The organism is Kitasatospora sp. NPDC008115, assembly GCF_042957205.1.
In the GTDB taxonomy this organism is placed as follows: Bacteria; Actinomycetota; Actinomycetes; order Streptomycetales; family Streptomycetaceae; genus Kitasatospora.
Genome location: NZ_JBIBHU010000016.1, coordinates 85,196 through 109,580 on the forward strand (window position 1 = coordinate 85,196; position 24,385 = coordinate 109,580).

Sequence of the window (24,385 nt, forward strand, 5' to 3'; positions counted from 1 at the left end):
CCCGTCCCCCAAGGGCTGCGGTGAACCATGCCCAGGAGGCATTACGAGCATGTTCCACCGACTAGGACAATTCGTCGTCCGTCGCGCCTGGTGGGTGATCGCCGGGTGGATCGTCGCGATGCTCGCCGTCGCGTTCACGGCGCCGAAGATCACCGCCCAGACCGACGAGGCCGCGTTCCTTCCCAAGCACTACGAGTCCATCCAGGCCGCGGAGTTGCAGGAGCAGGCGTTCCCGGCCAGCTTCACTCCCTCGGCGCTCGCCCTGTTCGAGCGCAACGACGGCGCCCAGCTCACGGCCGAGGACAAGGCCGCCGCGGCGAAGATCGTGCAGGGCCTCACCGACAAGAAGATCGAGCACGTCGAGCAGATCGTCCCGGTCAGCGACCAGACGACCTCCAAGGACGGCAAGTACGCGCTGGCGCCGATCGCCATCGACAAGGCCACTCAGAACTCGGAGAAGTTCGGCGAGGTCGCCAAGGACCTCCGTGACGAGGGCAAGTCGCTCGCCCAGGGCACCAGTCTGAAGTTCCAGCTCGGCGGCGCCGCCGCCCAGCAGCAGGACCAGAAGGAGTCCTCCGGCGCGGCCGACGCGATCATCGCGATCAGCAGCGTCGTCCTGGTCGCGATCATCGTCGGCATCATCTTCCGCAGCGTGCTGGCCGGCCTGCTGCCGGTGCTGCTCTCGCTGGTGATCGCGATGCCGACCGCGAACGGCCTGATCGCCCACGCCACCAAGGCCTTCGACCTGAAGTCCACCCCGGTGCTCTCGGCGATCCTGATCGTCGTGGTGCTCGGCGTCGGCACCGACTACTTCCTGTTCCTCGCCTTCCGCTACCGCGAGCGGCTGCGGGCGGGCGACACCCGGCAGGAGGCCGTGGCCAACGCCGTCGGCCGGGTCGGCGAGGCGATCGCCTCCGCGGCCGGCGCGGTCACCGTCGCCTTCGCGGCGCTCGTCCTCTCCAGCCTCGGCATGTTCAAGGCGCTCGGCCCGGCGCTGGCCATCGCGGTCGTCGTCACCGCCTTCGCCTCGCTCACCCTGGCCCCGGCCGTGCTCACGGTCATCCCGGCCCGCGGTGTGTTCTGGCCGGGCAAGAAGTGGATGCGCGAGCCGTCCGACGCCCGGTTCGCCGCGCTCGGCCGCGTGGTCCAGAAGCGCCCGGCCCTCGTGGCGGTCGCCTCCGGCGCCGTGCTGGTGGCGCTGAGCGCCGGCGCCCTCAACTACAACGGCACCTTCGACCTCGCGGGCAGCTCCATGCCCAAGAGCAAGGAGTCGATGGTCGTCCAGGACAAGCTGGTCACCGCCTTCTCGGCCGGTGCCGCGGACCCGACGCACGTCTACCTGACCTCCGAGGGCGGCGGCAAGCTCGACCAGGGCGCGTTCGCCGGCTTCGCCGCCAAGCTCGGTGCCGTCCCCGGCGTCGCCGAGGCCCCGGCCGAGCCGGAGGTGAGCAAGGACGGCGCGACCGCGGACTTCACCGTCCTGCTCAAGAACGAGCCGTCCGGCAACGAGGCGATCGACACCGTCACGGAGCTGCGCGAGGTCGCCCACGCCCAGGCGCCGTCCGGCACCGAGGCCAAGGTCGGCGGCATCACCGCGATCTACAAGGACATCAACCTGGCGATGAGCCACGACTACAAGCTGGTGTTCCCGATCGCGGGTCTGCTGATCCTGCTGATCCTGGCCCTCCAGCTGCGCAGCGTGGTCGCCCCCTGGTACCTGATGGCCTCGGTCGGCCTCGGCTTCACCGCCACCCTCGGCTCCTCGACCCTGCTGTTCCAGAACATCAAGGGCGAGCACGGCATGATGTTCATGCTGCCGATCCTGATCTACCTCTTCGTGGTGGCGATCGGCACCGACTACAACATCCTGATCATCGCCCGCCTGCGGGAGGAGGCCCGCGAGGGCCGCAGCCCGCGCGAGGCGGCCCGCGAGGCGGTGCGCCACGGCGGCCCGACCGTCGCGGCGGCCGGCTTCATCCTGGCGGTGTCGTTCGCGACCTTCATGCTCGCGGGCAACATCTTCATGCTGGAGTTCGGCTTCGGCATGGCCTTCGGCATCTTCCTGGCGGCCTTCGTCATGGCGATGTTCTTCACCCCGGCGCTCACCGCGCTGGTCGGCAAGGCCGCCTGGTGGCCCGGTCACGGCGGCGACGCCACCGGCGGCCACGACGGCGGGCACGCCGCACCGGCCGGCCCGTACGCACACGGACTGCCGGAGTCGGCCGGACGGCGCTGAGCCGTTCGCCCGATCCGGTGACAGTCGGGTGACACCCCGGTGTCGCCAGGGCGGCGCCCGCTTCGGCGGGCGCCGCCTGCCCGTTTCCCGGGGGGTGCAAACGTGATCTGTCGGGCAGAAAATCCCCGGTCAATCGGGGTGCGACCGTGCTACAGTCGAGTCAGTTGCAGTTTTGGTTCCCATGAACGCTTGTGTGCGCCTGCTGGTCCCAACCAACAGGCGCATTTGTTTTGTCCGGTGTTTCAGTCTCCGGATGGGGATCGCGGCTACTTGGGGTCCACGAGGTGTGGGCTCCGATGCCCCAGTTAGAGGAGACGGTTATGGCTACCGGCACCGTGAAGTGGTTCAACAGCGAGAAGGGCTTCGGCTTCATCGAGCAGGAGACCGGCGGCCCCGACGTGTTCGCGCACTACTCGAACATCGTTGCTCAGGGCTTCCGTGAGCTCGTCGAGGGCCAGAAGGTCGAGTTCGACGTCACCCAGGGCCAGAAGGGCCCGCAGGCCGAGAACATCCGCGTCATCTGAGTCCGGCTTCCGAGCTGACTCGCGATCTCGCGTAGCGAGGGCCCGCACCGCACGGTGCGGGCCCTCGCCCATGCCGCCGAACGGCCGGGGCGGCGCACTCCTTTTCCGACGGCCGACCAGCCCCGACCGGGGCTGCCGCGCTACGGACGGAGAAACCCCGTGACCACCCCTGCCCAGCCGCCCCGCGACGGCGGTCGCACCCGCAAGCCCCGCAACCGCTCCGGCGCCCCGCGCACCGGCGCCGCGCCCCGTTCCGGCTCCGCCCCGCGCGCCGGCGCGTCCACCCGGCCGCCGCGCCGCAACGCCCCGCGCGTCGCCGAGCCCGCCGACTTCACCGTCGTCGAGGGCACCCCGGCCCGCCCGCCGGCGGCCGGCTTCGCCGAGCTGGAGCTGCCCAAGGCGATCCTCTCCGCGCTGACCCGCGAGGGCGTCACCGAGCCGTTCCCGATCCAGGCCGCCACCCTGCCGGACTCGATCGCCGGCCGCGACGTGCTCGGCCGCGGCCGCACCGGCTCCGGCAAGACGCTCGCCTTCGGCCTGCCGCTGCTCGCCCGTACCGCCGGCAAGCGCGCCGACGCGCGCCACCCGCTGGCGCTGGTGCTGACGCCCACCCGCGAGCTGGCCCAGCAGGTCACCGAGGCGCTCACCCCGTATGCCACCGCCGTCAACCTGCGGATCGCCACCGTCGTCGGCGGCATGTCGATCACCCGGCAGGCCAACGCCGTGCGGCGCGGCGCCGAGGTCCTGGTCGCCACCCCCGGCCGGCTGGACGACCTGATCGGCCGCGGCGACGTCCGGCTCTCCGACGTCGCGATCACCGTGCTCGACGAGGCCGACCAGATGGCCGACATGGGCTTCCTGCCGCAGGTCACCAAGCTGCTGGAGCAGGTCGCCGAGGGCGGGCAGCGGATGCTGTTCTCCGCCACCCTGGACCGCAACGTCGACCGGCTGGTCAAGCGCTTCCTGAGCGACCCGGTGACCCACTCCGTCGACCCCTCGGCCGGCGCGGTCACCACCATGGACCACCACGTGCTCCAGCTGGAGCCGACCGACAAGGCGTCCACCGCCGCCCACATCGCCTCCCGCGACGGGCGCGTGATCATGTTCGTGCACACCAAGCACGGCGCCGACCGGCTGGCCAAGCAGCTGCTCGCCAACGGCGTGAAGGCCGCCGCCCTGCACGGCGGCAAGTCCCAGCCGCAGCGCAACCGGGTGCTCGACCAGTTCCGGGACGGTCACGTCACCGCGCTGATCGCCACCAACGTCGCCGCCCGCGGCATCCACATCGACGGCCTCGACCTGGTCGTCAACGTCGACCCGCCGGTCGACCACAAGGACTACCTGCACCGCGGCGGCCGCACCGCCCGGGCCGGCGAGTCCGGCACCGTCGTCACCCTGGTGCTGCCCGACCAGCGGCGCGAGGTCGGCCGGCTGATGACCGTGGCCGGCATCCGCCCGACCACCACCAAGGTCCGCCCCGGCGACGTCGAGCTCGCCCGGATCACCGGCGCCCGCACTCCCAGCGGCGTGCCGGTCACCCTGGCCGTGCCCGCCCCGGCCGCCCCCGCCGACGCGGAGGCCGGGAAGGCCGCGCCGAAGACCTCCTCGTCCGGCCCGCGCCGGCGCTCCGGCAAGCGCTCGGCGCTGCCGGCCGACGTCGACATGAACGGCAACCCGCGCCGTCCCCGGCCCAAGCAGCGGGCCGGCGGCGCGGGCGGCGGCCAGGGCGGCGGCGCGCCGCGCCAGGCGTCCGGCTTCATCGGCCGCTCCTCGGGCCGGTCCAAGCCCGGCAGCGGCTCCAAGTCCGGCTCCAACTACGGCACCGGCCGCCAGCGCCGCCAGACCGACTGAGCGACCTCCGGCGTCCGACCGGCCCGGCGCCATCGACGCGGCCCGGCGTCCGTACGGCCCGGCTCACCCTGCACGGGGGAGCCGGGCCGTACGCGTGCGCGGGGGAGTGCGGCGGGCCGGGCGCTTTCCGGACGGATCCCCCGGGGCCCTGGCCTGCCACCGCTTCCGGTCGGCCTTTTGCCTCAACCCCCCTCCGTAAACGGATCATTGGCGTGATCGTTCCCCCGCGTTGTTGACCGTGGCCACACATCCCCCCGACGCTTTCACGCGGCCCGCACAACTGTCGCACCGTCATCACGGTTCCCGGCCCGGCGGGTTGCCCGGTTCACCGTCTCCGGAAGGACCTTCCGATGCGCCGTTCCGTCACCCTGTTCGCCGCCGCCGTGCTCGCCGGGGCCGCCGCGGTCACCGCGCCCGCCGCCCAGGCCGCGCCCGCCGCGGGTCCGGCCGACAAGTGCTCCATCGCCAACAACGGCTCCGGCTACACCGGCACCTGTTCCGGCATCGACCCCATGCAGACCTGGTCCCTCTCGGGCACCTGCGTGAGCTACGACAGCAACGGGTTCCCCAGCTACTCGTTCGCCTGGGGGGCCGGCTGGGTCACCGGCAACACCACCACCAGCGCGACGTGCTTCATGTCGTGGCCGGCCGGTGGCGCCTCCATCACCTTCGGCCCCATCGTCCCGGCCGGGCCGGTCGGCCCGATCGTCGGCTACGGGAGCAAGTGCGTCGGCGTGAAGGACGGCAACACGGCCAACGGCACCCCCGTGCAGATCTGGGACTGCCTCGGCAACACGGCCCAGACGTGGAAGATCGCCGTCGACGGCACCGTCCGGGCGCTCGGCAAGTGCCTGGACGTCCAGGGCGGCAACGGCTCGATCGGCACCCCGGTGCAGCTCTACGACTGCAACGGCAGCGGCGCCCAGCAGTGGCGGCCCCGGGCCGACGGCTCGCTGTACAACCCGATGTCCGGCCGCTGCCTGGACGACTACGCGTACTCCACCACCAACGGCAACCCGGTCCTCATCTGGGACTGCAACGGCGCCGCCAACCAGGTCTGGCACGTCCCGGCCTGACCGTGCCCGTGACCGCTCCCCGGGCTACCCGAGGGTTCCGTGGGCCAGTACGGCCAGGCCGGCCGTGATCCGCGCGGGGGTGAGGCCGGCTTCGCGCTGGTGGCGGAAGAGCTCGGGGGCGAGCGGGGCGAGCAACTGGTCGGCCAGGACCTCCGGGTCCGGCCGGCCGGCCTCGCGCGCCAGGTGGGCGACGTGCAGCCGCCAGAAGGCGTAGGCGCCGGTGCGGTAGCGGGCCGCGCCGGTCTCGGCGCCGAGCACCAGGTGGACGTGGGTCTCCAGCAGTTCGACCATCGCCGCGTAGAAGGCGGCCAGCCGCTCGGCGGGCGTGACTGCGCCGGCCCCGCCCGCCCCGTTGCGGCCGTCGTCGCCGTCGCCGCCGTCGCCCGGGCCGAGCGGCGGGGCACCGCGCAGCAGGCGCTCCTGGAGTGCGCGTTCGTGCTCGTCGAGCAGGGCGCGGGCGATCGAGGCGCGGTCCGGATAGCGGCGGTAGAGGGTGCCGCGGCCGATGCCGGCCGCCCGGGCGATGTCGTCCATGGTGACGGCGGTCGGGTCGCCCTCGGCGAAGAGCCGTTCGGCGGCGGCGAGCACCTTGGCCCGGTTCCGGGCGGCGTCGGCCCGTTCGCGGGGCGGCGGGCCGTCGGCCATCGGGAGCTCGGTCGTCATGGGGGACAACGGTAGAGGGAAGTGCGCACCCGAGGGAAGTGGACACACTGTCCACTTCCCTCTAGCGTAGGGAGGACCAGCAAGTGGACGCGATGTCCGGTTGTTCGGCCGTTCCGTCCCGCCCAGACCGCCTCCGGGGGTTCACCGTGTCCCACCTCCTGCACCTCGACAGCAGCGCGCGCACCGACTCCTTCACCCGCCGCCTCGGCGCGGCCTTCGCCGACGCCTGGCTGGCCGGCGGCGGTGAGGTCACCCACCGCGACCTCGCCGCCGAACCGGTCCCGCCGATCCGCGAGGGCTGGACCCGGATCTGCGACACCCTGCTGCGCGAGGAGATCACCGACATCGCCCGCTACCCCGAGGCCGTCCGCACCGCACAGGAGCGCGAGGCCTGGGCGGTCGTCCGGCCGCTGCTCGACGAACTCGTCGCGGCGGACGCCGTACTGATCGGCGCGCCGATGTACAACTTCGGCATCCCGTCCGCGCTCAAGGCCTGGATCGACCAGGTCACCTTCCCGAAGATGGTGCTGGCGCCGCGCAAGTTCGTGGTGGTGGCCGCGCGCGGCGGCGCCTACGGCCCGGGCACCCCGCGCGAGCCCTACGACCACAACGGCCGCTACCTGACCGACTTCGTCCGCGGCCACTACGCGGTGGAGGACGCCGAGGTGATCGCCGCCGAGCTCGTCAACTCGCTGGTGGACCCCGCGCTGGCCGGGCGCGTCCTCCAGCACCGGGAGTCCGCCGCCGACGCGCTGTACCGGGCCGGCGAGCTGGGCACCAAGCTGGTCGGTTACCGCATCCCGAGGGGGGACTGAGCGCCGTGCCGTGGATCTGGCTGCTGCTGGCCGGCGTGGTGGAGGTCGCCTGGGCACAGTCCATCAAGCCGACCGAGGGCTTCACCCGCCTCCCGCAGACCGCCCTGTGCTTCGTGCTCATGCTGGGCGCCGTCTACCTGCTCTCCCGCGCCCTCCAGGACCTCCCGGTCGGCACCTCCTATGCCGTCTTCACCGGCATCGGCACCATCGGCACCGTCCTGACCGCCCTCGCCGTCCGCCACGAGGTCCCGTCCCCCACCGCCCTCACCGGCCTCGCCCTGATCACCACCGGCCTCATCACCGTCCACCTGGGGGCCACCACCCACTGACCCCGCCGCGCCGGACCCCGGGAACCATGTCGCGCCACGACCCCGGCGGCCCGGTGCGGCGGTCGATGTTGGTGGCATACAATTGCTTGTCCATCACCAACATCGCTCCCCTGGAGGTGCGGATGTCCGTGACACAGATCGACATCGACGAAGAGGCACTGGAGCGTGCCATGGCACTGGCGGGGGTGCGGACCAAGAAGGAGGCCGTCAACCTCGCGCTCCGCTACTACGCCGAGCAGCGGGAACGCGCAGCGAGGATCGGCCGGCACTTCGAACGGGCTCGGCGATGGGGAGCCGTGGAGGACGCCGAACGGCTGCACAGGGCGGAGAAGGACGCCCGGTGATCTACCTGCTCGACACCTCGGCCCTCGTGCGGTTGCTGCGGGACCCGAAACTTCAGACCGCCTGGTACGACGCGATCGACGCCGAGTCGATCGCGTCGTGCTATCCCCAGCGCGCTGAGTTCCTCTACAGCGCGCGCGATGCCCGGGAGTACGACGAGATCGCCGAGATGTTCGCCGATCTCTATCCCGACGTCTCGGTTCCCAAGAGTGCCGGACGCTGGATCGACATGGTGCAACGCCGGATGGCCCTCGCGGGGCAGCACCGCAGCGCCTCTGCGGTCGACCTCCTGATCGCGGCCACGGCTGCGCATCACGGACTCACCGTGCTTCACGACGACGCCGACTATCGCACGGTGGCCCGTCACGCCTCCGATCTCACCGAGCACAGCATTCTGGACCACGCCTGATGGCGGAGGTGCTCAGGCGGTGAGGGCCGGGGTCGTCGCCGTCCTCGTGCGGGCCTCGTCGTAGCGGGTGAGGAGGAGGCGGGCGAGGTCGGGGGTGGGGGCGAGGGTGGTGGCGAGGTGGTCGGCGGCGGCTTCGGTGGCGGCCGCGGCGATGCGGTCGGGGAGCAGGCCGGGGGCGAGGAGGTAGGGGGAGACGGCGATCCGGTCGGTGTCGGGGAGGCGGCGCAGGGCGGCGACGGCGTCGGGGACGCGCGGGCCGGCCGCGGAGGCGTAGGCGACCTCGACGGCGGCCCAGCCGCGGGTGCGGCGCCACTCGGCGGCGACCGCCCGGGTGGCGGCGTCGGCGGCCGGGTCGGAGGAGCCGGCGGCGGCGAGCACGACGCCGGTGCGGGCGCGGACGGCGGGGGAGGCGAGCGCGGGGGTGGCCTCGGTGAGCCGGCGGTCCAGGGCGGACAGCAGCAGCGGCGACGGCCCGAGCACCTCGGCCACCGGCAGGCCGGCGCCGGCCGCGCGCAGGGCGGCCGGGATGTCGTGCTTGGCGTGGAAGGCCCGGTTGAGCAGCAGCGGGACGGCCACCGCGGCCGGTCCGAGCCGGTCCAGCACCTGCGGGATGCGCGGCGCGCAGTGGTCCAGGTAGGCGGTGGCGACGTCCAGGCCGGGCCGCAGCGCCCGGACCTGGCCGACCAGCGCGGCGACGGCCGCGGCGTGCCGGGGGTCGCGGCTGCCGTGGGCGATCAGCAGCAGGGTGGGGCTGCCCGCCGCCACCGTGGTGGCGGGGGCGGCGGGCAGCCGGCGGTCGGTCATGCGGACGGCCTCACTTGCCGGAGGCCAGCAGGCCGCGGTTGCGCAGGACCCGGCGCTCGACCGGGGTGAAGACGAGCAGTTCGATGGCGATGCCGACGAACAGGATGAGGATGATGCCGAGCAGCACGCCCGCCATGTCCGAGAACTCGCGCTGGTTCTCCAGGAACCGGCCGAGGCCGAGGCCCAGGTCGGGGGAGGAGGCGACGAGTTCGGCGGCCATCAGCGAGCGCCAGGAGAACGCCCAGCCCTGCTTGAGGCCGGCCAGGTAGCCGGGCAGGGCGGCGGGCAGCAGGATGTGCCGGGCCCCGGTCAGGCCGGTGGCGCCGATGGTGCGGCCGGCCCGCAGGAACAGCGGCGGGACCTGGTCGATGCCCGCGACCAGGCCGTTGGCGATGGACGGGACGGCGCCGAGCAGGATGACCGCGTACATCATCGAGTCGTTGATGCCGAGCCAGATGACGGCGGCCGGCACCCAGGCGACCGAGGGCAGCGACTGGAGGCCGGAGAGCACCGGGCCGAGCGCGGCCCGCACCGGCTTGACCCGGGCGACCAGCAGGCCGATCGGGGTGCCGATGACGAGCGCGACCACGAAGCCGGACAGGCCGCGCCAGACGCTGGTCCAGACGATCGAGAACAGCGTGCCCTGGTACCAGAGGTCCTCCGCGGCCCGCCAGACGTCCAGCGGGCTGGGGAGCTTGTACTCGGTGGTGACGTGGAGGCTGTAGGCGGCCTGCCACAGGGCGAGCACCAGGACGACGCCGAGCAGCGGCGGCAGGACCTTCTGCCGCAGCGTGTCGGCGGTGGAGTTGCGCTGGGTGACGACCGCGTCCAGCGCGTCCAGCCCCGCCTCGACGCCGGCGTAGTCGGCGACGGCGCCGCCGTGACCCGGCCCGGTCTTGGTGGTGGTGTCAGTGCTGGCCATGGCGGCGGATCTCCCCACGCAGTTCTTCGGTGATCTCGATGGACAGGTCGGCCACGCCGGAGGACTCGATGCGGCGCGGCTGCGGGAGGTCGATGCGCCACTCGCGGGCGACCCGGCCGGGGCGGGAGGAGAGCAGCACCACGCGCTGGGCGAGCCGGACGGCCTCCCGCACGTTGTGGGTGACGAAGAGGACGGACAGCTTGCGCTCGGACCAGATCCGGGTGATCTCGTCGTGCAGGACGTCGCGGGTGATGGCGTCGAGGGCGGCGAACGGCTCGTCCATGAGCAGCACCTGGCTGCCCTGGGCGAGCGCGCGGGCCATCGCGACGCGCTGGCGCATGCCGCCGGACAGCTCGTGCACCCGCTTGTCGTAGGAGCCCTGGAGCCGGACGAGTTCGAGCAGCCGCTCGGCCTCGGGGCGGCGCTCGGGGCGGGGGACGCCGGCGAGCTTGAGGGCGAGTTCGATGTTCTTGCCGGCGGTGAGCCACGGGAAGAGCGCGTGTTCCTGGAACATCAGCGCGGGGCGTCCTCCGGGCACCTCGATGCTGCCCGAGCTGGGCTTGTCGAGGCCGGCGACCAGGTTGAGCAGGGTGGACTTGCCGCAGCCGGAGGCGCCGAGGAGCGTGACGAACTCGCCCGAGGCGACATCGAGGGTGATGTCGTCCAGGACGTGCGTCTGCGCGCCGGGGCGGCCGAAGGACTTGTGGACGTGCGAGATCCGGACGGCGGGGGAGCCGTCGCGAGTGCCGACGCCGGGGGCGTCGTCCGAGGTGGTCAGTGCCGGAGTCATTCCGGGCACCTCCTGCGTGGTGTGGTCTGGCATCTGGTGTCAGGGAGAGGGCCGCGGTCCGGGCCCCCGACCGGCCCGGGCTCGGGGCATCGAGCGGGCAACGGTTCGGGCTGGGCGGGGGCCGGACCGCGGGGTATCCGGGTGCGGTGGTGCGGTCCTCCGGGCGCTACTTCGCGCCGAGTCCGGCGTCCGCGACGGGGCTCTGCCCCTTCTCCTTCAGCACCTTGTTGAGCGCGGTGAGGTCGTAGATGCCGTTCAGGTTCGGCTTCTTGAGCAGGCCGGCGGTGACGGCGTTGTCGGCCTCGGTCTGCAGGGTGGCGGCCAGCGGGTCGTCCAGGAAGTCGATGTCGGCCCAGGCGGGGTCGAGGATGGCCGGCTCCAGGGCGTTGCCGGCCTCCTTCTTGATCGCCTCGTTGGCGGCGGCCTTGGCCTTGTCCGGGTTGGCCTTGATGAAGGCGTTGGTGGTCACCGAGCCGCGCAGCACGGCCTCGACCACGTCGGGGTGCTCGGCCAGGAACTTCTGCGAGACGATGATGTTGGTGATCACGAACTTCTTGTCCGGCCAGAGGTCCTTCTCGTTGAGCAGGACCTTCGCCCCGAGGGTGACCAGCTTGGAGGCGGTCGGCTCGGGCACCCAGGCGCCGTCGATGGAGCCCTGCTTGTAGGCGTCCGGGGTGACCTTGTTGTCCGAGCGGACCACGCTGACGTCGCCGGCGCCGGTGGAGGCGTCGACCTTGTAGCCCTTGCCGGCCAGGTAGTTGAGCAGCGCCACGTCCTGGGTGTTGCCCAGCTGCGGGGTGGCGATCTTCTTGCCCTTGAGGTCGTCCAGCGAGGCGATCTTCTCCGGGTTGGCCACCAGCTTGACGCCGCCGGAGGCCGAACCGCCGATGATCTTCAGCGACTTGCCGTCGGACTTGGTGTAGCCGTTGATCGCCGGGGAGGGGCCGATCCAGCCGATGTCGATGGAGCCGGCGTTGAGCGCCTCGATCTCGGCCGGGCCCGCGTTGAAGACCTGGGTCTTGATCTGGGTGGCGCCCAGCTCCTTCTGGAATATGCCTTCCTGGAGGCCGACCAGCGGGGTGCCGTGGGTCAGGTTGGCGAAGTAGCCGATCTTCACCGTGTCGGCGGAGAGCTTGGCGCCGGCCGTGCCGGAGGCGGAATCACCGGCGGGGGCGGCGGTGTTGGGCTTGTCGTCGTTCTTCGAGCCGTACCCGCAGGCGGAGAGCAGCGCGACGGCGGTGAGGCCGGCCACGGCGGCCGCGGCGGAGCGTCTGATCCGGCCGGCGCCGGGGTGTGCCGGGGTATGCGGAAGTGCCTGGTTCGGTGCCATGGGTGAGTCCTGTTCGCGGACGGACCGTCAGGAAGGCGGTCCCGGGCGGACGTTCGGTCAAGGTTGTGCTTGCGGCACCGTGCGGGTGCCGGGCAAGCCGGGCCGGGACGGTCGCTGCGCCTGCTGTGGGAAGGGACAGCGGCCGGCCGGCCCGGTGACAGGGCGGTTCTCAGCCCTGTCGGCCCACACATCGCGTCAGGCCGCCCTGGCCGCTGCCGAGGACGCCGCTGCCGATGCGGCCGCCTTCCTTGTCCATGCCCGAGAACGCCTCGCTGGGCATCAGACCCAGTCCTCCTCGTCGGGGTCGTTGGCGTCGGTGGTGCGTACGGTCTCGAAGGCCTCGCCCGCCATCCCGGCGGTGAGGGTGGTGCCGTCGGCCGGGTCGATCAGCAGGAACGAGCCGGTCCGGCGGTTGTCGCGGTACCCGTCGAGCGCCAGCGGCTCGGCGGTGCGCAGCACCACGTGGCCGATGTCGTTGACGTTCAGGCCCTCGGCGCCGGAGCGCTGCTCCAGGCTGTCGATGTCGATCCGGTAGGTGATCTCCTTGACCAGCGCGCGGACGGTGCGGGTGGTGTGCTTGAGCAGCACCTTGTCGCCGGCCCGCAGCGGCCGCTCGTTGAGGTGGCTGACGGTCGCCTCGATGTCCTTGGTGGGGACGGGCGCGGGTCCGGCCGCGATGAGGTCGCCGCGGGAGATGTCGATGTCGTCGGCGAGGCGCACGGTGACCGACTGGGGGGCCCAGGCGATGTCGGTGGCCCGGCCGAGGGCGTCGATGCCGGTGACGGTGGTGGTGTGGCCCGACGGCAGCACGGTGACGGCGTCGCCGACCCGCAGCACGCCGGAGGCCAGCTGGCCCGCGTAGCCGCGGTAGTCCGGGTGCTCCTCGGTCTGCGGGCGGATCACGTACTGGACCGGGAAGCGGGCCGGCTCGGCGCTGGGGTCGCTGCCGACCGGCACGGTCTCCAGGTGCTCCAGCAGGGTCGGGCCGCCGTACCAGTCCATGTGCGCGGACGGCTCGACGACGTTGTCCCCGGCGAGCGCCGAGATCGGCACCGCGACGACGTCCTTGACGCCGAGCGAGGCCGCGTAGGCGGTGAACTCCTCGGCGATGGCCGCGAAGACGGGCTCGGCGTAGTCGACCAGGTCCATCTTGTTGACGGCCAGCACCACGTGCGGCACCCGCAGCAGGGCGGCGACGGCGGCGTGCCGGCGGGTCTGCTCCACCACGCCGTTGCGGGCGTCGACCAGGACGACGGCCAGTTCGGCGGTGGAGGCGCCGGTGACCATGTTCCGGGTGTACTGCACGTGCCCGGGGGTGTCGGCGAGGATGAACCGCCGCCGGGGGGTGGCGAAGTAGCGGTAGGCGACGTCGATGGTGATGCCCTGCTCGCGCTCGGCGCGCAGGCCGTCGGTGAGCAGCGCGAGGTCGGGCGCGTCCTGGCCGCGGCTGCGGGAGGCGTGCTCGACGGCCTCCAACTGGTCGGCGAGCACCGACTTGGAGTCGTGCAGCAGTCGGCCGACCAGGGTGGACTTTCCGTCGTCGACGGAGCCGGCGGTGGCGAAGCGCAGCAGCGAGGTGGCGGTGCCGGTCTGGGTGGTGCCGGTCTGGGTGGTGCTCATTAGAAGTATCCCTCGCGCTTGCGGTCTTCCATCGCGGCCTCGGAGAGCTTGTCGTCGGCGCGGGTGGCGCCGCGCTCGGTGAGGCGGCTGGCGGCGATCTCGGCGATGACGGCCTGGATGGTGGTGGCGTCGGAGTCGACGGCACCGGTGCAGGACATGTCACCGACGGTGCGGTAGCGGATCAGCCGCCGTTCGACCGGCTCGTCCTCCTTGGGGCCGCCCCACTCGCCGGCGGTCAGCCACATGCCGCTGCGGGCGAAGACGTCGCGCTCGTGGGCGTAGTAGATCTCGGGGAGCTCGATGTTCTCGCGCTCGATGTACTGCCAGACGTCCAGCTCGGTCCAGTTGGAGAGCGGGAAGACGCGCACGTGCTCGCCGACGGCGTGCCGGCCGTTGTAGAGCGACCACAGCTCGGGGCGCTGGCGGCGCGGGTCCCAGGCGCCGAACTCGTCGCGCAGCGAGAAGACGCGCTCCTTGGCGCGGGCCTTCTCCTCGTCGCGGCGCCCGCCGCCGAAGACGGCGTCGAAGCGGCCCTTCTCGATGGCGTCGAGCAGCGGGACGGTCTGCAGCGGGTTGCGGGTGCCGTCGGGGCGCTCGCGCAGCACGCCGCGGTCGATGAAGTCCTGCACCGAGGCGACGTGCAGGCGCAGGTTGTGCCGGGCCGCGACGCGGTCCCGGTACTCGATGACCTCGGGGAAGTTGTGGCCGGTGTCGACGTGCAGCAGCGAGAACGGGATCGCGGCCGGCCAGAAGGCCTTGAGCGCCAGGTGCAGCATGACGATGGAGTCCTTGCCGCCGGAGAACAGGATCACCGGGCGTTCGAACTCCCCCGCGACCTCGCGGAAGATGTGCACCGACTCGGCCTCCAGCGCGTCCAGGTGGGACAGCGCGAAGGGGTTGTCGTCGGCCTGGACCAGGCTCTGGGTCGCGGTGGTCATGCCAGGCCCCTCTCGGTCAGGAAGGCGTGCAGCTCGGCGGCGGAGTCGGCGACCGCGCGGCCCTGGGTCTGCAGCCGCAACTCCGGGTGCTCGGGCGCCTCGTAGGGGTCGTCGACGCCGGTGAGGCCGGAGATCTCGCCGGCCGCCTGCTTCGCGTACAGCCCCTTGACGTCGCGCTCGGCGCACAGCTCGACCGGGGTGGCGACGTGGATCTCCAGGAACTCGGTGCCGTGCCCGGCGTGCCGCTCGCGCACGGCGGCGCGGGAGTCGGCGTAGGGCGCGATCACCGGGGCGAGCACCTTGACGCCGTTGGCGGCGAGCTTCTCGGCGACGAAGCCGATCCGGGTGACGTTGGTGTGCCGGTCCTCGCGGCTGAAGCCGAGGCCCTTGGAGAGGAACTCGCGGATCTCGTCGCCGTCCAGGACCTCGACCTTGTGGCCCTCGGCGCGCAGCCGCTCGGCCAGGGCGAAGGCGAGCGTCGTCTTGCCCGCGCTCGGCAGCCCGGTCAGCCACACGGTGGCGCCGCGCTCGCAGGGGCCGGCCGCGGGGGCCGCCTCTGCGGCTCCGGCGGCGGCCAGGGTGTCGGCTGTGGTCACGTTGCAGTCCTTAGAACGGGAGGGTGTTGACGGTCGGTCGGGTCTAGAGGTGGATGCCGCACTCGGTCTTGCCGGAGCCGGACCAGCGGCCGGCCCTGGCGTCCTCGCCCTCGCCCGGCTTGCGGGTGCAGGAGAGCGGGGAGCAGCCGACCGAGGTGTAGCCCTCCCACAGCAGCGGGTTGAGCAGCACGCCGTTGGCGTTGACGTAGGCGTCCACGTCCTCCTGCGTCCAGCGGGCGATCGGGGCGATCTTGACCTTGCGGCGGCGGGCGTCCCAGGCGACCACCGGGGTGTTCGCGCGGGTCGGGGACTCGTCGCGGCGCAGTCCGGTGGCCCAGGCGTCGTAGCCGCCGAGGCCGCGGTTCAGCGGCTCGACCTTCCGCAGCGAGCAGCACAGGTCCGGGTCGCGGTCGTGCAGCCGCGGTCCGTGCCGGGCGTCCTGCTCGGCCACGGTCAGCGCCGGGGTGAGCGTGATGACGTTGACCGGCATGGTCGCCGCCACCGCGTCCCGGGTGCCGATGGTCTCGGGGAAGTGGTAGCCGGTGTCCAGGAAGACCACGTCCACGCCGGGGAAGACCGAGGAGGCCAGGTGGGCGACGACCGCGTCCTCCATGGAGGAGGTGACGCAGAAGCGCTTGCCGAAGGTGTCGGCCGCCCAGCGCAGGATCTCCTGCGGGGTGGCCTCCTCCAGCTCGCGGCCGGCCCGGGTGGCCAGCTCCTCATGGTCAGTCGTCGTGCCGGTCACTCTGGTTACCCCCGTTGGTCGGTGACAGCAGGCCGAGGAACTTCAGCTGGAAGGCCCGGCGGCACCCGTGGCATTCCCAGGCGCCGTGCCCGGCCTCCGACGGGCGCAGGTCCTCGTCCCCGCAGTACGGGCAGAAGAAGGGAGCCGCGCGCTCGCTCACGACAGCTGCTCCTCACTGGCCCGGGCCGTCCACTGCGCGAAGCGCTCGCCCTCGGTGCGGTCCTCCCGGTAGCGGGTCAGCACCCGCTCGACGTAGTCGGGCAGGCCCTCGCTGGTGACCTTGAGGCCGCGGACCTTGCGGCCGAAGCCGGCCTCCAGGCCGAGCGCGCCGCCCAGGTGCACCTGGTAGCCCTCGACCTGGTTGCCCTGGTCGTCCGTCACCAGCTGGCCCTTGAGACCGATGTCCGCCACCTGGATGCGGGCGCAGGCGTTCGGGCAGCCGTTGATGTTGATGGTCAGCGGCTCGTCGAAGTCGGGCAGCCGCTTCTCCATCTCGTCGATGAGCGTGCGGCCGCGCTCCTTGGTCTCGACGATGGCGAGCTTGCAGTACTCGATGCCGGTGCAGGCCATGGTGCCGCGGCGGAACGGCGAGGGGGTGACCCGCAGGTCCAGCGCCTCCAGGCCGGCCACCAGCGACTCCACCCGGTCCTCGGCGATGTCGAGGACGAGCATCTTCTGCTCGGCGGTGGTGCGCAGCCGGTCGCTGCCGTGCGCCTCGGCGAGGTCGGCGATCTTCGCGAGCAGCCGGCCGTCGACCCGGCCGACCCGGGGCGCGAAGCCGACGTAGTAGTTGCCGTCCTTCTGCCGGTGCACGCCGACGTGGTCGCGCCAGCGGCCGGCGGGCTGCTGCGGCGCGGGGCCGTCGACCAGCTTGTACTTGAGGTACTCGTCCTCCAGCACCTGGCGGAACTTCTCGGTGCCCCAGTCGGCGACCAGGAACTTCAGCCGGGCGCGGTTGCGCAGCCGGCGGTAGCCGTAGTCGCGGAAGATGCCGATGACGCCGCCGAAGACGTCGGCGACCTCGTCCAGCGGGACCCACGCGCCGAGCCGCACGCCCAGCCGGGGGTTGGTGGACAGGCCGCCGCCGACCCACAGGTCGAAGCCGGGGCCGTGCTCGGGGTGGACCACGCCGACGAAGGCGATGTCGTTGATCTCGTGCGCGACGTCCAGCAGCGGGGATCCGGAGACGGCGGACTTGAACTTGCGCGGCAGGTTGGAGAAGTCCTTGTTGCCGATGAAGCGGCGGTGGATCTCCTCGATGGCCGGGGTGCCGTCGATGATCTCGTCCTCGGCGATGCCGGCCACCGGGGAGCCGAGGATGACGCGCGGGGTGTCGCCGCAGGCCTCGGTGGTGGACAGGCCGACGGCCTCCAGCTTCTGCCAGATCGCCGGGACGTCCTCGATCCGGATCCAGTGGTACTGGACGTTCTGGCGGTCCGTCAGGTCGGCGGTGTTGCGGCCGTACTGCTCGGAGACCTCGGCGATGGCGCGCAGCTGGGCGACCGTCAGCCGGCCGCCGTCGATCCGGACGCGGAGCATGAAGTACTCGGCGTCGAGCTCGTGGGGATCCAGGATCGCGGTCTTGCCGCCGTCGATGCCCTCCTTGCGCTGGGTGTACAGACCCCACCAGCGCATCCGGCCGCGCAGGTCGGCCGGGTCGATCGAGTCGAAGCCCCGGTGCGCGTAGATCGTCTCAATGCGTGTCCGCACATTGAGACCGTCGTCGTCCTTCTTGAACTGCTCGTTGGCGTTCAGAGGAGTGAAGTGGCCCATGCCCCACTGGCCCTCGCCGCGGTGACGGGTCACCTTGCGAGCGGCGGCGGGGCGGCGCGCGGGGGCGCGGTCGGCCGTGGGCTCGGCGGTCTCGGGGGTGGTGGCCATGGTGAAGTCCTTCGGGGCAGGTGGCTCTGACGCCGGGTGGGTCGCTGGGCGTGCTCGGCGGTGCGGTACTGCTGTGACCTGCGGGTTTCTCAGGGCCGGGAGAGCAGTCGCGGTGGCCGGGCGGGCGCCTGCGCATCCGCTTCAGCGGGGATGGCGGGGGAGGTGGCGCCGGGTGCGGTGGAAGACGGCGGGGTCGGGCTCAGGTCACCGGACAGATGGCGCTGGACACGCGAAGGAGATCGACGTGCAGTCGACCTACTAGGGTGGTTCCGGCGCTCGGCATGGCAAGAGATTCGCACGGCGCACGACTCGCGGTCCACTAACGTCCGTATTCTGGATGCCGAAGTTTCGAATGGCGAGATGCCGGAGCGTTCCCGCCGCTCCTGCCGACCGGGGCCCCCGCGGGCCGTCCGCGCGGCGCCCGGACCCCGGGAGAACCGTCGACCGGTTCCGGCCCGATACCGTTACCCCTGTGCAAGCAGCAGGCGAAACGATCAGACCCAACCCCGAGCGGCCCTCCCGTCGTCGGGGCAAGGGCTCCCGGCGGGCGACCAAGCAGGTCACCTGGCGGAGCACCGCCTGGGCCCTGGTCAAGGACACCACCAACACCTGCGTCGAGTACCGGGTCACCGGCCTCGCCGCGGAGGCGGCGTTCTTCACCCTCCTCTCCATCCCGCCGCTGCTGCTCTGCCTGGCCGGCACGCTCGGCTACCTGGACGACTTCCTCGGCGCCGGCACCATCGACAAGCTGAAGGCCGACATCGTCAAGGCGGCCGGCACCGTCCTCTCGGACACCTCGATCACCCAGGTCGTCCAGCCGCTGCTGAAGCAGGTCTTCGACCAGACCCGGCCCGACCTGATCTCGATCGGCTTCCTGCTGTCGCTGTGGTCCGGATCGCGGGCGCTCTACATCTTCATCGACACCATCACCGTGATGTACGGACTGGACGGCAAGCGAGGCATCGTCAAGACCCGGATGATGTCGCTCGGCCTCTACCTCGGCGCGCTCGTGATCGGCTCGCTGGTGCTGCCGCTGCTGATGGCCGGGCCCGAACTGGTGACCAACGCCGTGCCGGAGAGCGCCGGGCTGCTCAACGCCGCCTACTGGCCGTTCGCGATCCTGCTGCTGATCGTCTCGCTGACCACCCTCTACCACCTGGCCGTGCCGGTCTCCACGCCCTGGCGCGAGGACATCCCCGGCGCCCTGGTCGCCCTGGTGGTGCTGGTCTTCTGCAGCGTGGCGCTCCGCCTCTACCTGGTCAGCTCCATCGAGGGCCACTCGGTGTACGGCTCGCTGGCCGCGCCGGTGGCCGTGCTGCTGTGGATCTTCGTGGTGGCGCTCGCGGTGCTCATCGGCGCCGCCATGAACGCGGCCATAGACCGCCGCTGGCCCACCCTGGAGACCGCCGACGCCCGCGCCGAGGTCGAGCGCGCCCAGGAGGAGGCCGCCGCCGCGGTGGTCCGCGAGGTGGCCGCGCGGCGCGCCGTCGAGCGGGCCCGCCGGGCGCGCGAACTGGGCCTCGCCGAGGGCGGCGAGGAGGAGTACTGGGAGGACGAGGGCGAGGACGTCGAGGCGCCCTCGGAGTACCCCGAGCGGTGGGCCGACGTGCTCGCCGCCGACAACGTCCGCGGCCGCCTGACCGCGCGCGGCGCCGGCCCGCACCACCGCCCCGCCCCGCCCCCGCCGGACAGCGACCGCCCGACCGCGCCGCCGCCCGAGTACCCGCTGCCGACCCGCCCGCCCCGCCCGCCGTGGGACGAGCGCTGAGCCCCCGGGGGCGTTCGGGGTGTTCGGGGTGTTCGGGGCAGGAAAGCCGCGGGTGAAAAACCTGTTGGCAGGGTGGGGCCGGGCCGCTAGCGTGTGAGCGTCCGGTTCGGGCGGCGTCGGCGCCGTCCGAGGAGAGAAAGCAGGAGGTGAGCCCCGTGACCACGACTGTCATGACGGCTGCCCTGGGCAGCGCCCGCATCCACCTCTCCCTGCCGGCCGCCGGCTGACGTAGCCCCTCGCGCACGCAGCCGCAGCAGCCCGGCGGGATCACTTTCCTCCCGAAGGGCCCACTGCGTTGTTCAACGCTGCCTCCATTTCCTCTGACAATCTCAACAACCTCGGCAACCCCGGCGCCCTCGACGGCTCCGGCGCCTCGCCGCTGGCCGGCTACGGGTGGACGGCCGAGCTGGACGAGCTGTTCGCGCCGTTCGCCGGGGCCGGACTGGTCGCGGCCCGGATCGTCCGGGTCGACCGCGGCCAGTGCGACGCCGTCCTCGCCGACCCCGAGACCGGCGGACTGCGCACCGTCCGGGCCGACACCCGGCAGGTCGGCGACGCCGACATGATCAACTGCCCGTGCACCGGGGACTGGGCCGCCGTCGACCTCTCGGCGGGGCTGCCCATGCCCACGGTCGCGGCGCTGCTGCCGCGCTCCACCGCGATCATCCGCAAGGTCGCCGGCAAGCGCTCCGACGGCCAGGTGCTCGCCGCCAACGTCGACACCGTGGTGGTCGCCGCCTCGCTCGCCGCCGAGCCCGACCTCGGGCGGATCGAGCGCTTCCTCGCCCTCGCCTGGGAGTCCGGCGCCGAGCCGCTGGTGGTGCTCACCAAGGCCGACCTGGTCGACGACGCCGACTTCATCCGGGCCGACGTCGAGGCCGCCGCGCCCGGCGTCACCGTGCTGGTGGTCAGCGCCGAGACCGGCGAGGGGATGGACGTGCTGCGCGCCTGCACGCCCGGCACCACCGCCGTGGTCGGGCAGTCCGGTGTCGGCAAGTCCACCCTGACCAACGCGCTGGCCGGGGCCGACGTGATGGCCGTCCAGGCGGCCCGGGCCGGCGACCAGAAGGGCCGGCACACCACGACCACCCGCGAACTGGTCCCGCTGTCCGGCGGCGGGGTGCTGATCGACACTCCCGGCCTGCGCGAGGTCGGCCTCTACGGTGGTGAGGGCGTGGCGCTGGCCTTCGCCGACATCGAGGAGCTGGCCGAGCAGTGCCGCTTCCACGACTGCAACCACGACAGCGAGCCCGGCTGCGCGGTGCGGGCCGCGCTCGCCGACGGCTCGCTGCCGGAGCGCCGGATGGAGAGCTACCGCAAGCTCCAGCGGGAGAACGACTGGATCGCCTCCCGCTCGGACGCCCGGCTGGCCTCGGCCCGGCTGAAGAAGTGGAAGACCATCACCAAGACGATGCGCGCGGCGGGTGGTCCCGTGAAGCGATGACGCCCGGCCGTTCGGCGGCGGCGGGGGACGGCACCCCTCCGCCGCCGACGGGCCCACGGGTCAGCGGAAGTCGGCGATCAGCCGGAAGCGCTCCAGGACGACGGCCGTGCCGTCGTCGACCGTGAACGCCGGGTCGCCGATCGCCGCGCGCAACTCCTCGCCGTGCCAGAACCGCTCGTGCCCGGCCCGCCATTCGGCGACCGACGCGTACCCCTCGCCCTCGTCGAGGGCGTGCCGCAGGTCGACCTCGCCGAGCGGGACGACCCGGACCTCGGTGGTCTCGGTCACCGCGACGATCCGCCCGTCCGAGTCGACCACCGCCCCGCGGGTGCCGACGACGGGCAGCGGCTCGCCCTCCCGCTCGTACTCGGCGAGCAGGCCGGTGGTGCTGGTCTTGGCACCGGAGAGCACGGCGCCGACCAGCCGGTCCCGCAGCGGTCCGGGGAAGGCGAACTCGTCGACCCGCAGCGCGGCGACCCGGGGGTCGTCCGCACCGCTGTAGGGCTGCTCGGACACGGGGGCTCCTGGGGTCGGCGCCGAAGCACGGGGGGAGTGGACCTGCGCAGGCTATCCGGCCGACCGGCGGCAGGGCGCGCGGTTTTCCCGCCCGCCCGACCCCTGACGCCCATGTCCGAATCCCGCCAGTCGGAGCCCGCCGGGTGCCGCAGACTGGACAACGTGATCGACGACGACATCCGGTACCGCGCCGTGGACAGCCGGGACGCCCGTTTCGACGGCGTCTTCTTCACGGCCGTCACCTCGACCGGCATCTACTGCCGCCCGAGCTGCCCGGCCGTGACCCCGAAGCGCGTCAACTGCACCTTCTACCCCAGCGCCGCCGCCGCGCAGAACGCCGGCTTCCGGGCCTGCCGCCGCTGCCGCCCCGACTCCGTCCCCGGCTCGCCCGAGTGGAACCACCGGGCCGACCTGGTCGGCCGGGCGATGCGGCTGATCGGCGACGGCGTCGTGGACCGCGAGGGCGTGGCCGGCCTGGCCCACCGCCTCGGCTACAGCTCCCGCCAGCTCCAGCGCCAGCTCACCGCCGAACTCGGCGCCGGCCCGATCGCGCTCGCCCGCGCCCGCCGCGCCCAGACCGCCCGGCTGCTGCTCCAGACCACCGAGCTGCCGGTCACCGACATCGCCTTCGCGGCCGGCTTCGCCTCCGTGCGGCAGTTCAACGACACCGTCCGCGAGGTCTACGACCGCACGCCCAGCGGCCTGCGCGCCGAGGTCGCGGCCGGCCGCCGCACCGCCACCCCGGCCGGCGGCCTCGCGCTGCGGCTCGCCTACCGGGGCGCCCTGGACAGCGACCACCTGATCGACTTCCTCGCCCTGCGCGCCATCCCCGGCGTGGAGGAGGTCGTCCCGGGACCGCGCCCCGGAGTGCGCACCTACCGCCGCACCCTCGCGCTCCCGTACGGCCACGGCATCGCCGAGGTGGACGGCCTCGCCCCCGGCGATCCGGCCACCCGCGGCTGGCTCGACTGCCGGCTGCTGCTCACCGACCTGCGCGACCTGCCGACCTCCGTCCAGCGCCTGCGCGTCCTGTTCGACCTGGACGCCGACCCGGTCGCGGTCGACGAGCAGTTCGGCGCCGACCCGCTGCTCGGCCCGCTGGTCCGGGCCCGCCCCGGACTGCGCTCGCCGGGCCACGTCGACCCGCACGAACTGGCCGTGCGCGCCGTCCTCGGCCAGCAGGTCACCGTCGGCGCCGCCCGCACCCTGGCCGGCCGGCTCGCCGAGAAGTACGGCACCGCGCTGCCCGAGCCCAACGGCGGCCTGCGGCTGCTCTTCCCGACCGCCGCCGCCCTGGCGACCGCCGACCCGGAGGACTTCGCGATGCCGGCCGCCCGCCGTCGCGCCCTCACCGGCCTGTGCGCCGCCCTCGCCGAGGGGGTCGTCCGGCTCGACGGCGGCGTCGACCGGGAGGAGGCGGCCGCCCGGCTGCTCGCCCTGCCCGGCATCGGCCCGTGGACCGTCGGCTACCTGCGGATGCGCGCCCTCGCCGACCCCGACGTCTTCCTCCCGAGCGACATCGGCGTCAAGCACGGACTGCTCCGGCTCGGCGCCCCGGGGGACCCGAAGTCCGCCGCCCTCGCGGCCGAGGCCTGGGCCCCCTGGCGCTCGTACGCCGTGCACCGCCTCTGGGCGGGCCCGGCCGCAGACCCCAGCACCGGAACGGAGAACACCGCAGCATGAGCACCACCGTCTTCACCTACATGGAGAGCCCGCTCGGCCGGCTGATGCTCAGTGGCATCGTCCCGGACGGCGGCGGCCCGGCGGGACTGGCCACCGTCACCGCCCCCGGCCAGCGGTACGCGCTCGCCGAGCCCGCCGACGACTGGGTGCACGACCCGGAGGCGCTCGCGGAGCCGGTCACCCAGCTCACCGAGTACTTCGCGGGCGAGCGCACCGGCTTCGACCTGGCGCTCGCCCCGGTCGGCACCGAGTTCCGCCGCCGGATCTGGGCGGCCCTGGACAAGATCCCCTACGGCGAGACCGTCACCTACGGGCAGCTCGCCGACCTGGCCGGCGAGTCCCCGCGCGCGGTGCGTGCGGTGGGCGGCGCGGTCGGCGCCAACCCGCTGCTGATCATCCGCCCCTGCCACCGCGTGCTCGGCGCCAACGGCGCGCTCACCGGCTTCGCCGCCGGCGTCGACCGCAAGCGCTGGCTGCTCGACCTGGAGGGCGGCACCTCGCTGTTCTGAACCGCCGCTGTTCTGAACCGCCGCTGTTCCGGGCCGCCGTTGCGGCCGTGCGGCGCTCCCGGTCAGGCGGCCGGGAGCGCCCGCAGGTCCACCCGCCAGTCGTTGCTGCGCATCCAGCGCCCGGGCGGGAACTCGAAGTCCGTCTCGCCACGCAGGGTGAAGCCGGCCCGGCGGCAGACCGCGTTGGAGGCCTGGTTGCCGACCGAGGGGAAGGCGTGCAGGTACCGGTGGCGCGCGGTGCGGGCGGCGGCCTCGACGGCGGCCCGCGCGGCCACCGCGGCGATGCCCCGGCCCTGGTACGGCGGCAGGACGTTCCAGCCCATCTCGTAGACGGTCCCGCCCTGCCAGGAGCGCTCGGCGTAGCCGACCGTGCCGACCGCCACCCCCTCCGGCTCCAGCACGACGCGGTACATGCAGCCGGTGCCGGAGGGGACGAAGCCCAGGTAGCGCCGGTGCCGCAGCAGCATCCGCTCCTCGTCCTCCGGGCCGCCGACGTGCGCGCGCATCTCCGGGGTGTTGACCAGCCGCAGCAGGACGAGGTCGGCGTCGGTCCAGGGCGCGAGGCGGAGCAGCGCGGGGTCCATGGCGGGACGC

General features: G+C 73.0%; 26 protein-coding genes. 12 read left to right on the forward strand and 14 right to left on the reverse strand.

The genetic code is table 11. The features are described from left to right. Window positions 1-49 precede the first annotated feature (49 nt). The 4 genes from ACFZBX_RS21100 to ACFZBX_RS21115 all read left to right on the forward strand — a co-directional run bounded on the left by ACFZBX_RS21100 (window position 50) and on the right by ACFZBX_RS21115 (window position 5,687). On the forward strand, window positions 50-2,236 hold the full coding sequence (locus ACFZBX_RS21100) for an MMPL family transporter (protein ID WP_391535286.1): 2,187 nt from the start codon (window positions 50-52) through the stop codon (window positions 2,234-2,236). A gap of 320 nt (window positions 2,237-2,556) precedes the next feature. Next, window positions 2,557-2,760: a cold-shock protein gene (locus ACFZBX_RS21105; protein WP_327676217.1), complete on the forward strand. Its 204-nt coding sequence runs from the start codon at window positions 2,557-2,559 to the stop codon at window positions 2,758-2,760. Window positions 2,761-2,919: 159 nt separating this feature from the next. Next, a complete protein-coding gene (locus tag ACFZBX_RS21110; RefSeq protein WP_391535287.1) occupies window positions 2,920-4,611 on the forward strand; it encodes a DEAD/DEAH box helicase in 1,692 nt (563 codons plus the stop codon). A 350-nt stretch (window positions 4,612-4,961) separates the two neighbouring features. After that, window positions 4,962-5,687, forward strand: coding sequence for a ricin-type beta-trefoil lectin domain protein (locus ACFZBX_RS21115; RefSeq protein ID WP_391535288.1), 726 nt, complete (start codon window positions 4,962-4,964; stop codon window positions 5,685-5,687). Window positions 5,688-5,711: 24 nt separating this feature from the next. On the opposite strand, the gene ACFZBX_RS21120 is transcribed toward ACFZBX_RS21115, so the two are convergent. Beyond that, on the reverse strand, window positions 5,712-6,350 hold the full coding sequence (locus ACFZBX_RS21120; protein WP_391535289.1) for a TetR/AcrR family transcriptional regulator: 639 nt from the start codon (window positions 6,348-6,350) through the stop codon (window positions 5,712-5,714). Between the two features lie 146 nt (window positions 6,351-6,496). Here ACFZBX_RS21120 and ACFZBX_RS21125 point away from each other — a divergent pair, with 146 nt between their 5' ends. The 4 genes from ACFZBX_RS21125 (at window position 6,497) to ACFZBX_RS21140 (ending at window position 8,245) form a co-directional block, all read left to right on the forward strand. Further along, complete coding sequence (locus tag ACFZBX_RS21125; RefSeq protein ID WP_391535290.1) at window positions 6,497-7,165, forward strand: FMN-dependent NADH-azoreductase; 669 nt, start codon at window positions 6,497-6,499, stop codon at window positions 7,163-7,165. A 5-nt stretch (window positions 7,166-7,170) separates the two neighbouring features. After that, entirely contained in the window at window positions 7,171-7,494 is a 324-nt protein-coding gene (locus ACFZBX_RS21130) for a DMT family transporter (RefSeq protein WP_391535291.1), read from the forward strand. Window positions 7,495-7,580: 86 nt separating this feature from the next. Continuing rightward, on the forward strand, window positions 7,581-7,838 hold the full coding sequence (locus ACFZBX_RS21135) for a type II toxin-antitoxin system VapB family antitoxin (protein WP_391535292.1): 258 nt from the start codon (window positions 7,581-7,583) through the stop codon (window positions 7,836-7,838). Then, window positions 7,835-8,245, forward strand: a complete 411-nt coding sequence (locus ACFZBX_RS21140; RefSeq protein ID WP_391535293.1) for a PIN domain-containing protein — start codon at window positions 7,835-7,837, stop codon at window positions 8,243-8,245. The genes ACFZBX_RS21135 and ACFZBX_RS21140 overlap by 4 nt, the downstream gene beginning before the upstream one ends. Before the next feature lie 12 nt (window positions 8,246-8,257). On the opposite strand, the gene ACFZBX_RS21145 is transcribed toward ACFZBX_RS21140, so the two are convergent. From ACFZBX_RS21145 to ACFZBX_RS21195, 11 genes are all read right to left on the reverse strand, one after another. After that, window positions 8,258-9,049 carry a sirohydrochlorin chelatase gene (locus tag ACFZBX_RS21145; protein WP_391535294.1) on the reverse strand — a complete coding sequence of 264 codons (792 nt, stop codon included), beginning with the start codon at window positions 9,047-9,049 and terminating at the stop codon, window positions 8,258-8,260. A gap of 10 nt (window positions 9,050-9,059) precedes the next feature. Beyond that, complete coding sequence (locus ACFZBX_RS21150; protein ID WP_391535295.1) at window positions 9,060-9,971, reverse strand: ABC transporter permease; 912 nt, start codon at window positions 9,969-9,971, stop codon at window positions 9,060-9,062. Then, window positions 9,958-10,761, reverse strand: a complete 804-nt coding sequence (locus ACFZBX_RS21155; RefSeq protein WP_391535296.1) for an ABC transporter ATP-binding protein — start codon at window positions 10,759-10,761, stop codon at window positions 9,958-9,960. Before ACFZBX_RS21155 ends, ACFZBX_RS21150 begins: the two co-directional genes overlap by 14 nt. Before the next feature lie 166 nt (window positions 10,762-10,927). After that, a complete protein-coding gene (locus ACFZBX_RS21160) occupies window positions 10,928-12,091 on the reverse strand; it encodes an aliphatic sulfonate ABC transporter substrate-binding protein (RefSeq protein ID WP_391535297.1) in 1,164 nt (387 codons plus the stop codon). Between the two features lie 279 nt (window positions 12,092-12,370). Continuing rightward, on the reverse strand, window positions 12,371-13,711 hold the full coding sequence (locus tag ACFZBX_RS21165; protein WP_391535298.1) for a sulfate adenylyltransferase subunit 1: 1,341 nt from the start codon (window positions 13,709-13,711) through the stop codon (window positions 12,371-12,373). Continuing rightward, on the reverse strand, window positions 13,711-14,649 hold the full coding sequence (gene cysD / locus ACFZBX_RS21170) for a sulfate adenylyltransferase subunit CysD (RefSeq protein WP_391535299.1): 939 nt from the start codon (window positions 14,647-14,649) through the stop codon (window positions 13,711-13,713). The genes ACFZBX_RS21165 and cysD overlap by 1 nt, the downstream gene beginning before the upstream one ends. Further along, on the reverse strand, window positions 14,646-15,227 hold the full coding sequence (gene cysC, locus ACFZBX_RS21175) for an adenylyl-sulfate kinase (protein WP_391535380.1): 582 nt from the start codon (window positions 15,225-15,227) through the stop codon (window positions 14,646-14,648). The genes cysD and cysC overlap by 4 nt, the downstream gene beginning before the upstream one ends. Window positions 15,228-15,288: 61 nt before the next feature. Then, window positions 15,289-15,990 carry a phosphoadenylyl-sulfate reductase gene (locus ACFZBX_RS21180; protein WP_391535300.1) on the reverse strand — a complete coding sequence of 234 codons (702 nt, stop codon included), beginning with the start codon at window positions 15,988-15,990 and terminating at the stop codon, window positions 15,289-15,291. Further along, entirely contained in the window at window positions 15,971-16,150 is a 180-nt protein-coding gene (locus ACFZBX_RS21185; RefSeq protein WP_350543785.1) for a hypothetical protein, read from the reverse strand. Before ACFZBX_RS21185 ends, ACFZBX_RS21180 begins: the two co-directional genes overlap by 20 nt. After that, complete coding sequence (locus tag ACFZBX_RS21190; protein WP_391535301.1) at window positions 16,147-17,871, reverse strand: nitrite/sulfite reductase; 1,725 nt, start codon at window positions 17,869-17,871, stop codon at window positions 16,147-16,149. Before ACFZBX_RS21190 ends, ACFZBX_RS21185 begins: the two co-directional genes overlap by 4 nt. Window positions 17,872-18,070: 199 nt before the next feature. Next, complete coding sequence (locus ACFZBX_RS21195; RefSeq protein WP_310593185.1) at window positions 18,071-18,154, reverse strand: putative leader peptide; 84 nt, start codon at window positions 18,152-18,154, stop codon at window positions 18,071-18,073. 189 nt (window positions 18,155-18,343) lie between these two features. Here ACFZBX_RS21195 and ACFZBX_RS21200 point away from each other — a divergent pair, with 189 nt between their 5' ends. Then, window positions 18,344-19,639, forward strand: coding sequence for a YihY/virulence factor BrkB family protein (locus ACFZBX_RS21200; RefSeq protein ID WP_391535302.1), 1,296 nt, complete (start codon window positions 18,344-18,346; stop codon window positions 19,637-19,639). 295 nt (window positions 19,640-19,934) lie between these two features. Next, entirely contained in the window at window positions 19,935-21,083 is a 1,149-nt protein-coding gene (gene rsgA, locus ACFZBX_RS21205; protein ID WP_391535303.1) for a ribosome small subunit-dependent GTPase A, read from the forward strand. 60 nt (window positions 21,084-21,143) lie between these two features. On the opposite strand, the gene ACFZBX_RS21210 is transcribed toward rsgA, so the two are convergent. After that, window positions 21,144-21,551 carry an ASCH domain-containing protein gene (locus ACFZBX_RS21210; RefSeq protein ID WP_391535381.1) on the reverse strand — a complete coding sequence of 136 codons (408 nt, stop codon included), beginning with the start codon at window positions 21,549-21,551 and terminating at the stop codon, window positions 21,144-21,146. A 159-nt stretch (window positions 21,552-21,710) separates the two neighbouring features. Between ACFZBX_RS21210 and ACFZBX_RS21215 the strand changes: the two genes are divergently transcribed. Further along, window positions 21,711-23,282, forward strand: a complete 1,572-nt coding sequence (locus ACFZBX_RS21215) for a DNA-3-methyladenine glycosylase 2 family protein (RefSeq protein WP_391535304.1) — start codon at window positions 21,711-21,713, stop codon at window positions 23,280-23,282. Beyond that, window positions 23,279-23,791: a methylated-DNA--[protein]-cysteine S-methyltransferase gene (locus tag ACFZBX_RS21220; protein ID WP_391535305.1), complete on the forward strand. Its 513-nt coding sequence runs from the start codon at window positions 23,279-23,281 to the stop codon at window positions 23,789-23,791. Before ACFZBX_RS21215 ends, ACFZBX_RS21220 begins: the two co-directional genes overlap by 4 nt. Before the next feature lie 62 nt (window positions 23,792-23,853). On the opposite strand, the gene ACFZBX_RS21225 is transcribed toward ACFZBX_RS21220, so the two are convergent. After that, window positions 23,854-24,375, reverse strand: coding sequence for a GNAT family N-acetyltransferase (locus ACFZBX_RS21225; RefSeq protein ID WP_391535306.1), 522 nt, complete (start codon window positions 24,373-24,375; stop codon window positions 23,854-23,856). Window positions 24,376-24,385 lie beyond the last annotated feature (10 nt).

What these genes read in the sequence shown, in the direction of transcription:
- ACFZBX_RS21155 (WP_391535296.1), bottom strand. Translation starts at nt 10,761, where the DNA reads ATGACTCCGGCACTGACCACCTCGGACGACGCCCCCGGCGTCGGCACT.
- ACFZBX_RS21195 (WP_310593185.1), bottom strand. Translation starts at nt 18,154, where the DNA reads ATGCCGAGCGCCGGAACCACCCTAGTAGGTCGACTGCACGTCGATCTC.
- ACFZBX_RS21160 (WP_391535297.1), bottom strand. Translation starts at nt 12,091, where the DNA reads ATGGCACCGAACCAGGCACTTCCGCATACCCCGGCACACCCCGGCGCC.
- ACFZBX_RS21190 (WP_391535301.1), bottom strand. Translation starts at nt 17,871, where the DNA reads ATGGCCACCACCCCCGAGACCGCCGAGCCCACGGCCGACCGCGCCCCC.
- ACFZBX_RS21100 (WP_391535286.1), top strand. Translation starts at nt 50, where the DNA reads ATGTTCCACCGACTAGGACAATTCGTCGTCCGTCGCGCCTGGTGGGTG.
- ACFZBX_RS21225 (WP_391535306.1), bottom strand. Translation starts at nt 24,375, where the DNA reads ATGGACCCCGCGCTGCTCCGCCTCGCGCCCTGGACCGACGCCGACCTC.
- cysD (WP_391535299.1), bottom strand. Translation starts at nt 14,649, where the DNA reads ATGACCACCGCGACCCAGAGCCTGGTCCAGGCCGACGACAACCCCTTC.
- ACFZBX_RS21120 (WP_391535289.1), bottom strand. Translation starts at nt 6,350, where the DNA reads ATGACGACCGAGCTCCCGATGGCCGACGGCCCGCCGCCCCGCGAACGG.
- ACFZBX_RS21165 (WP_391535298.1), bottom strand. Translation starts at nt 13,711, where the DNA reads ATGAGCACCACCCAGACCGGCACCACCCAGACCGGCACCGCCACCTCG.
- ACFZBX_RS21150 (WP_391535295.1), bottom strand. Translation starts at nt 9,971, where the DNA reads ATGGCCAGCACTGACACCACCACCAAGACCGGGCCGGGTCACGGCGGC.
- ACFZBX_RS21115 (WP_391535288.1), top strand. Translation starts at nt 4,962, where the DNA reads ATGCGCCGTTCCGTCACCCTGTTCGCCGCCGCCGTGCTCGCCGGGGCC.
- ACFZBX_RS21105 (WP_327676217.1), top strand. Translation starts at nt 2,557, where the DNA reads ATGGCTACCGGCACCGTGAAGTGGTTCAACAGCGAGAAGGGCTTCGGC.
- ACFZBX_RS21220 (WP_391535305.1), top strand. Translation starts at nt 23,279, where the DNA reads ATGAGCACCACCGTCTTCACCTACATGGAGAGCCCGCTCGGCCGGCTG.
- ACFZBX_RS21215 (WP_391535304.1), top strand. Translation starts at nt 21,711, where the DNA reads ATGTCCGAATCCCGCCAGTCGGAGCCCGCCGGGTGCCGCAGACTGGAC.
- ACFZBX_RS21145 (WP_391535294.1), bottom strand. Translation starts at nt 9,049, where the DNA reads ATGACCGACCGCCGGCTGCCCGCCGCCCCCGCCACCACGGTGGCGGCG.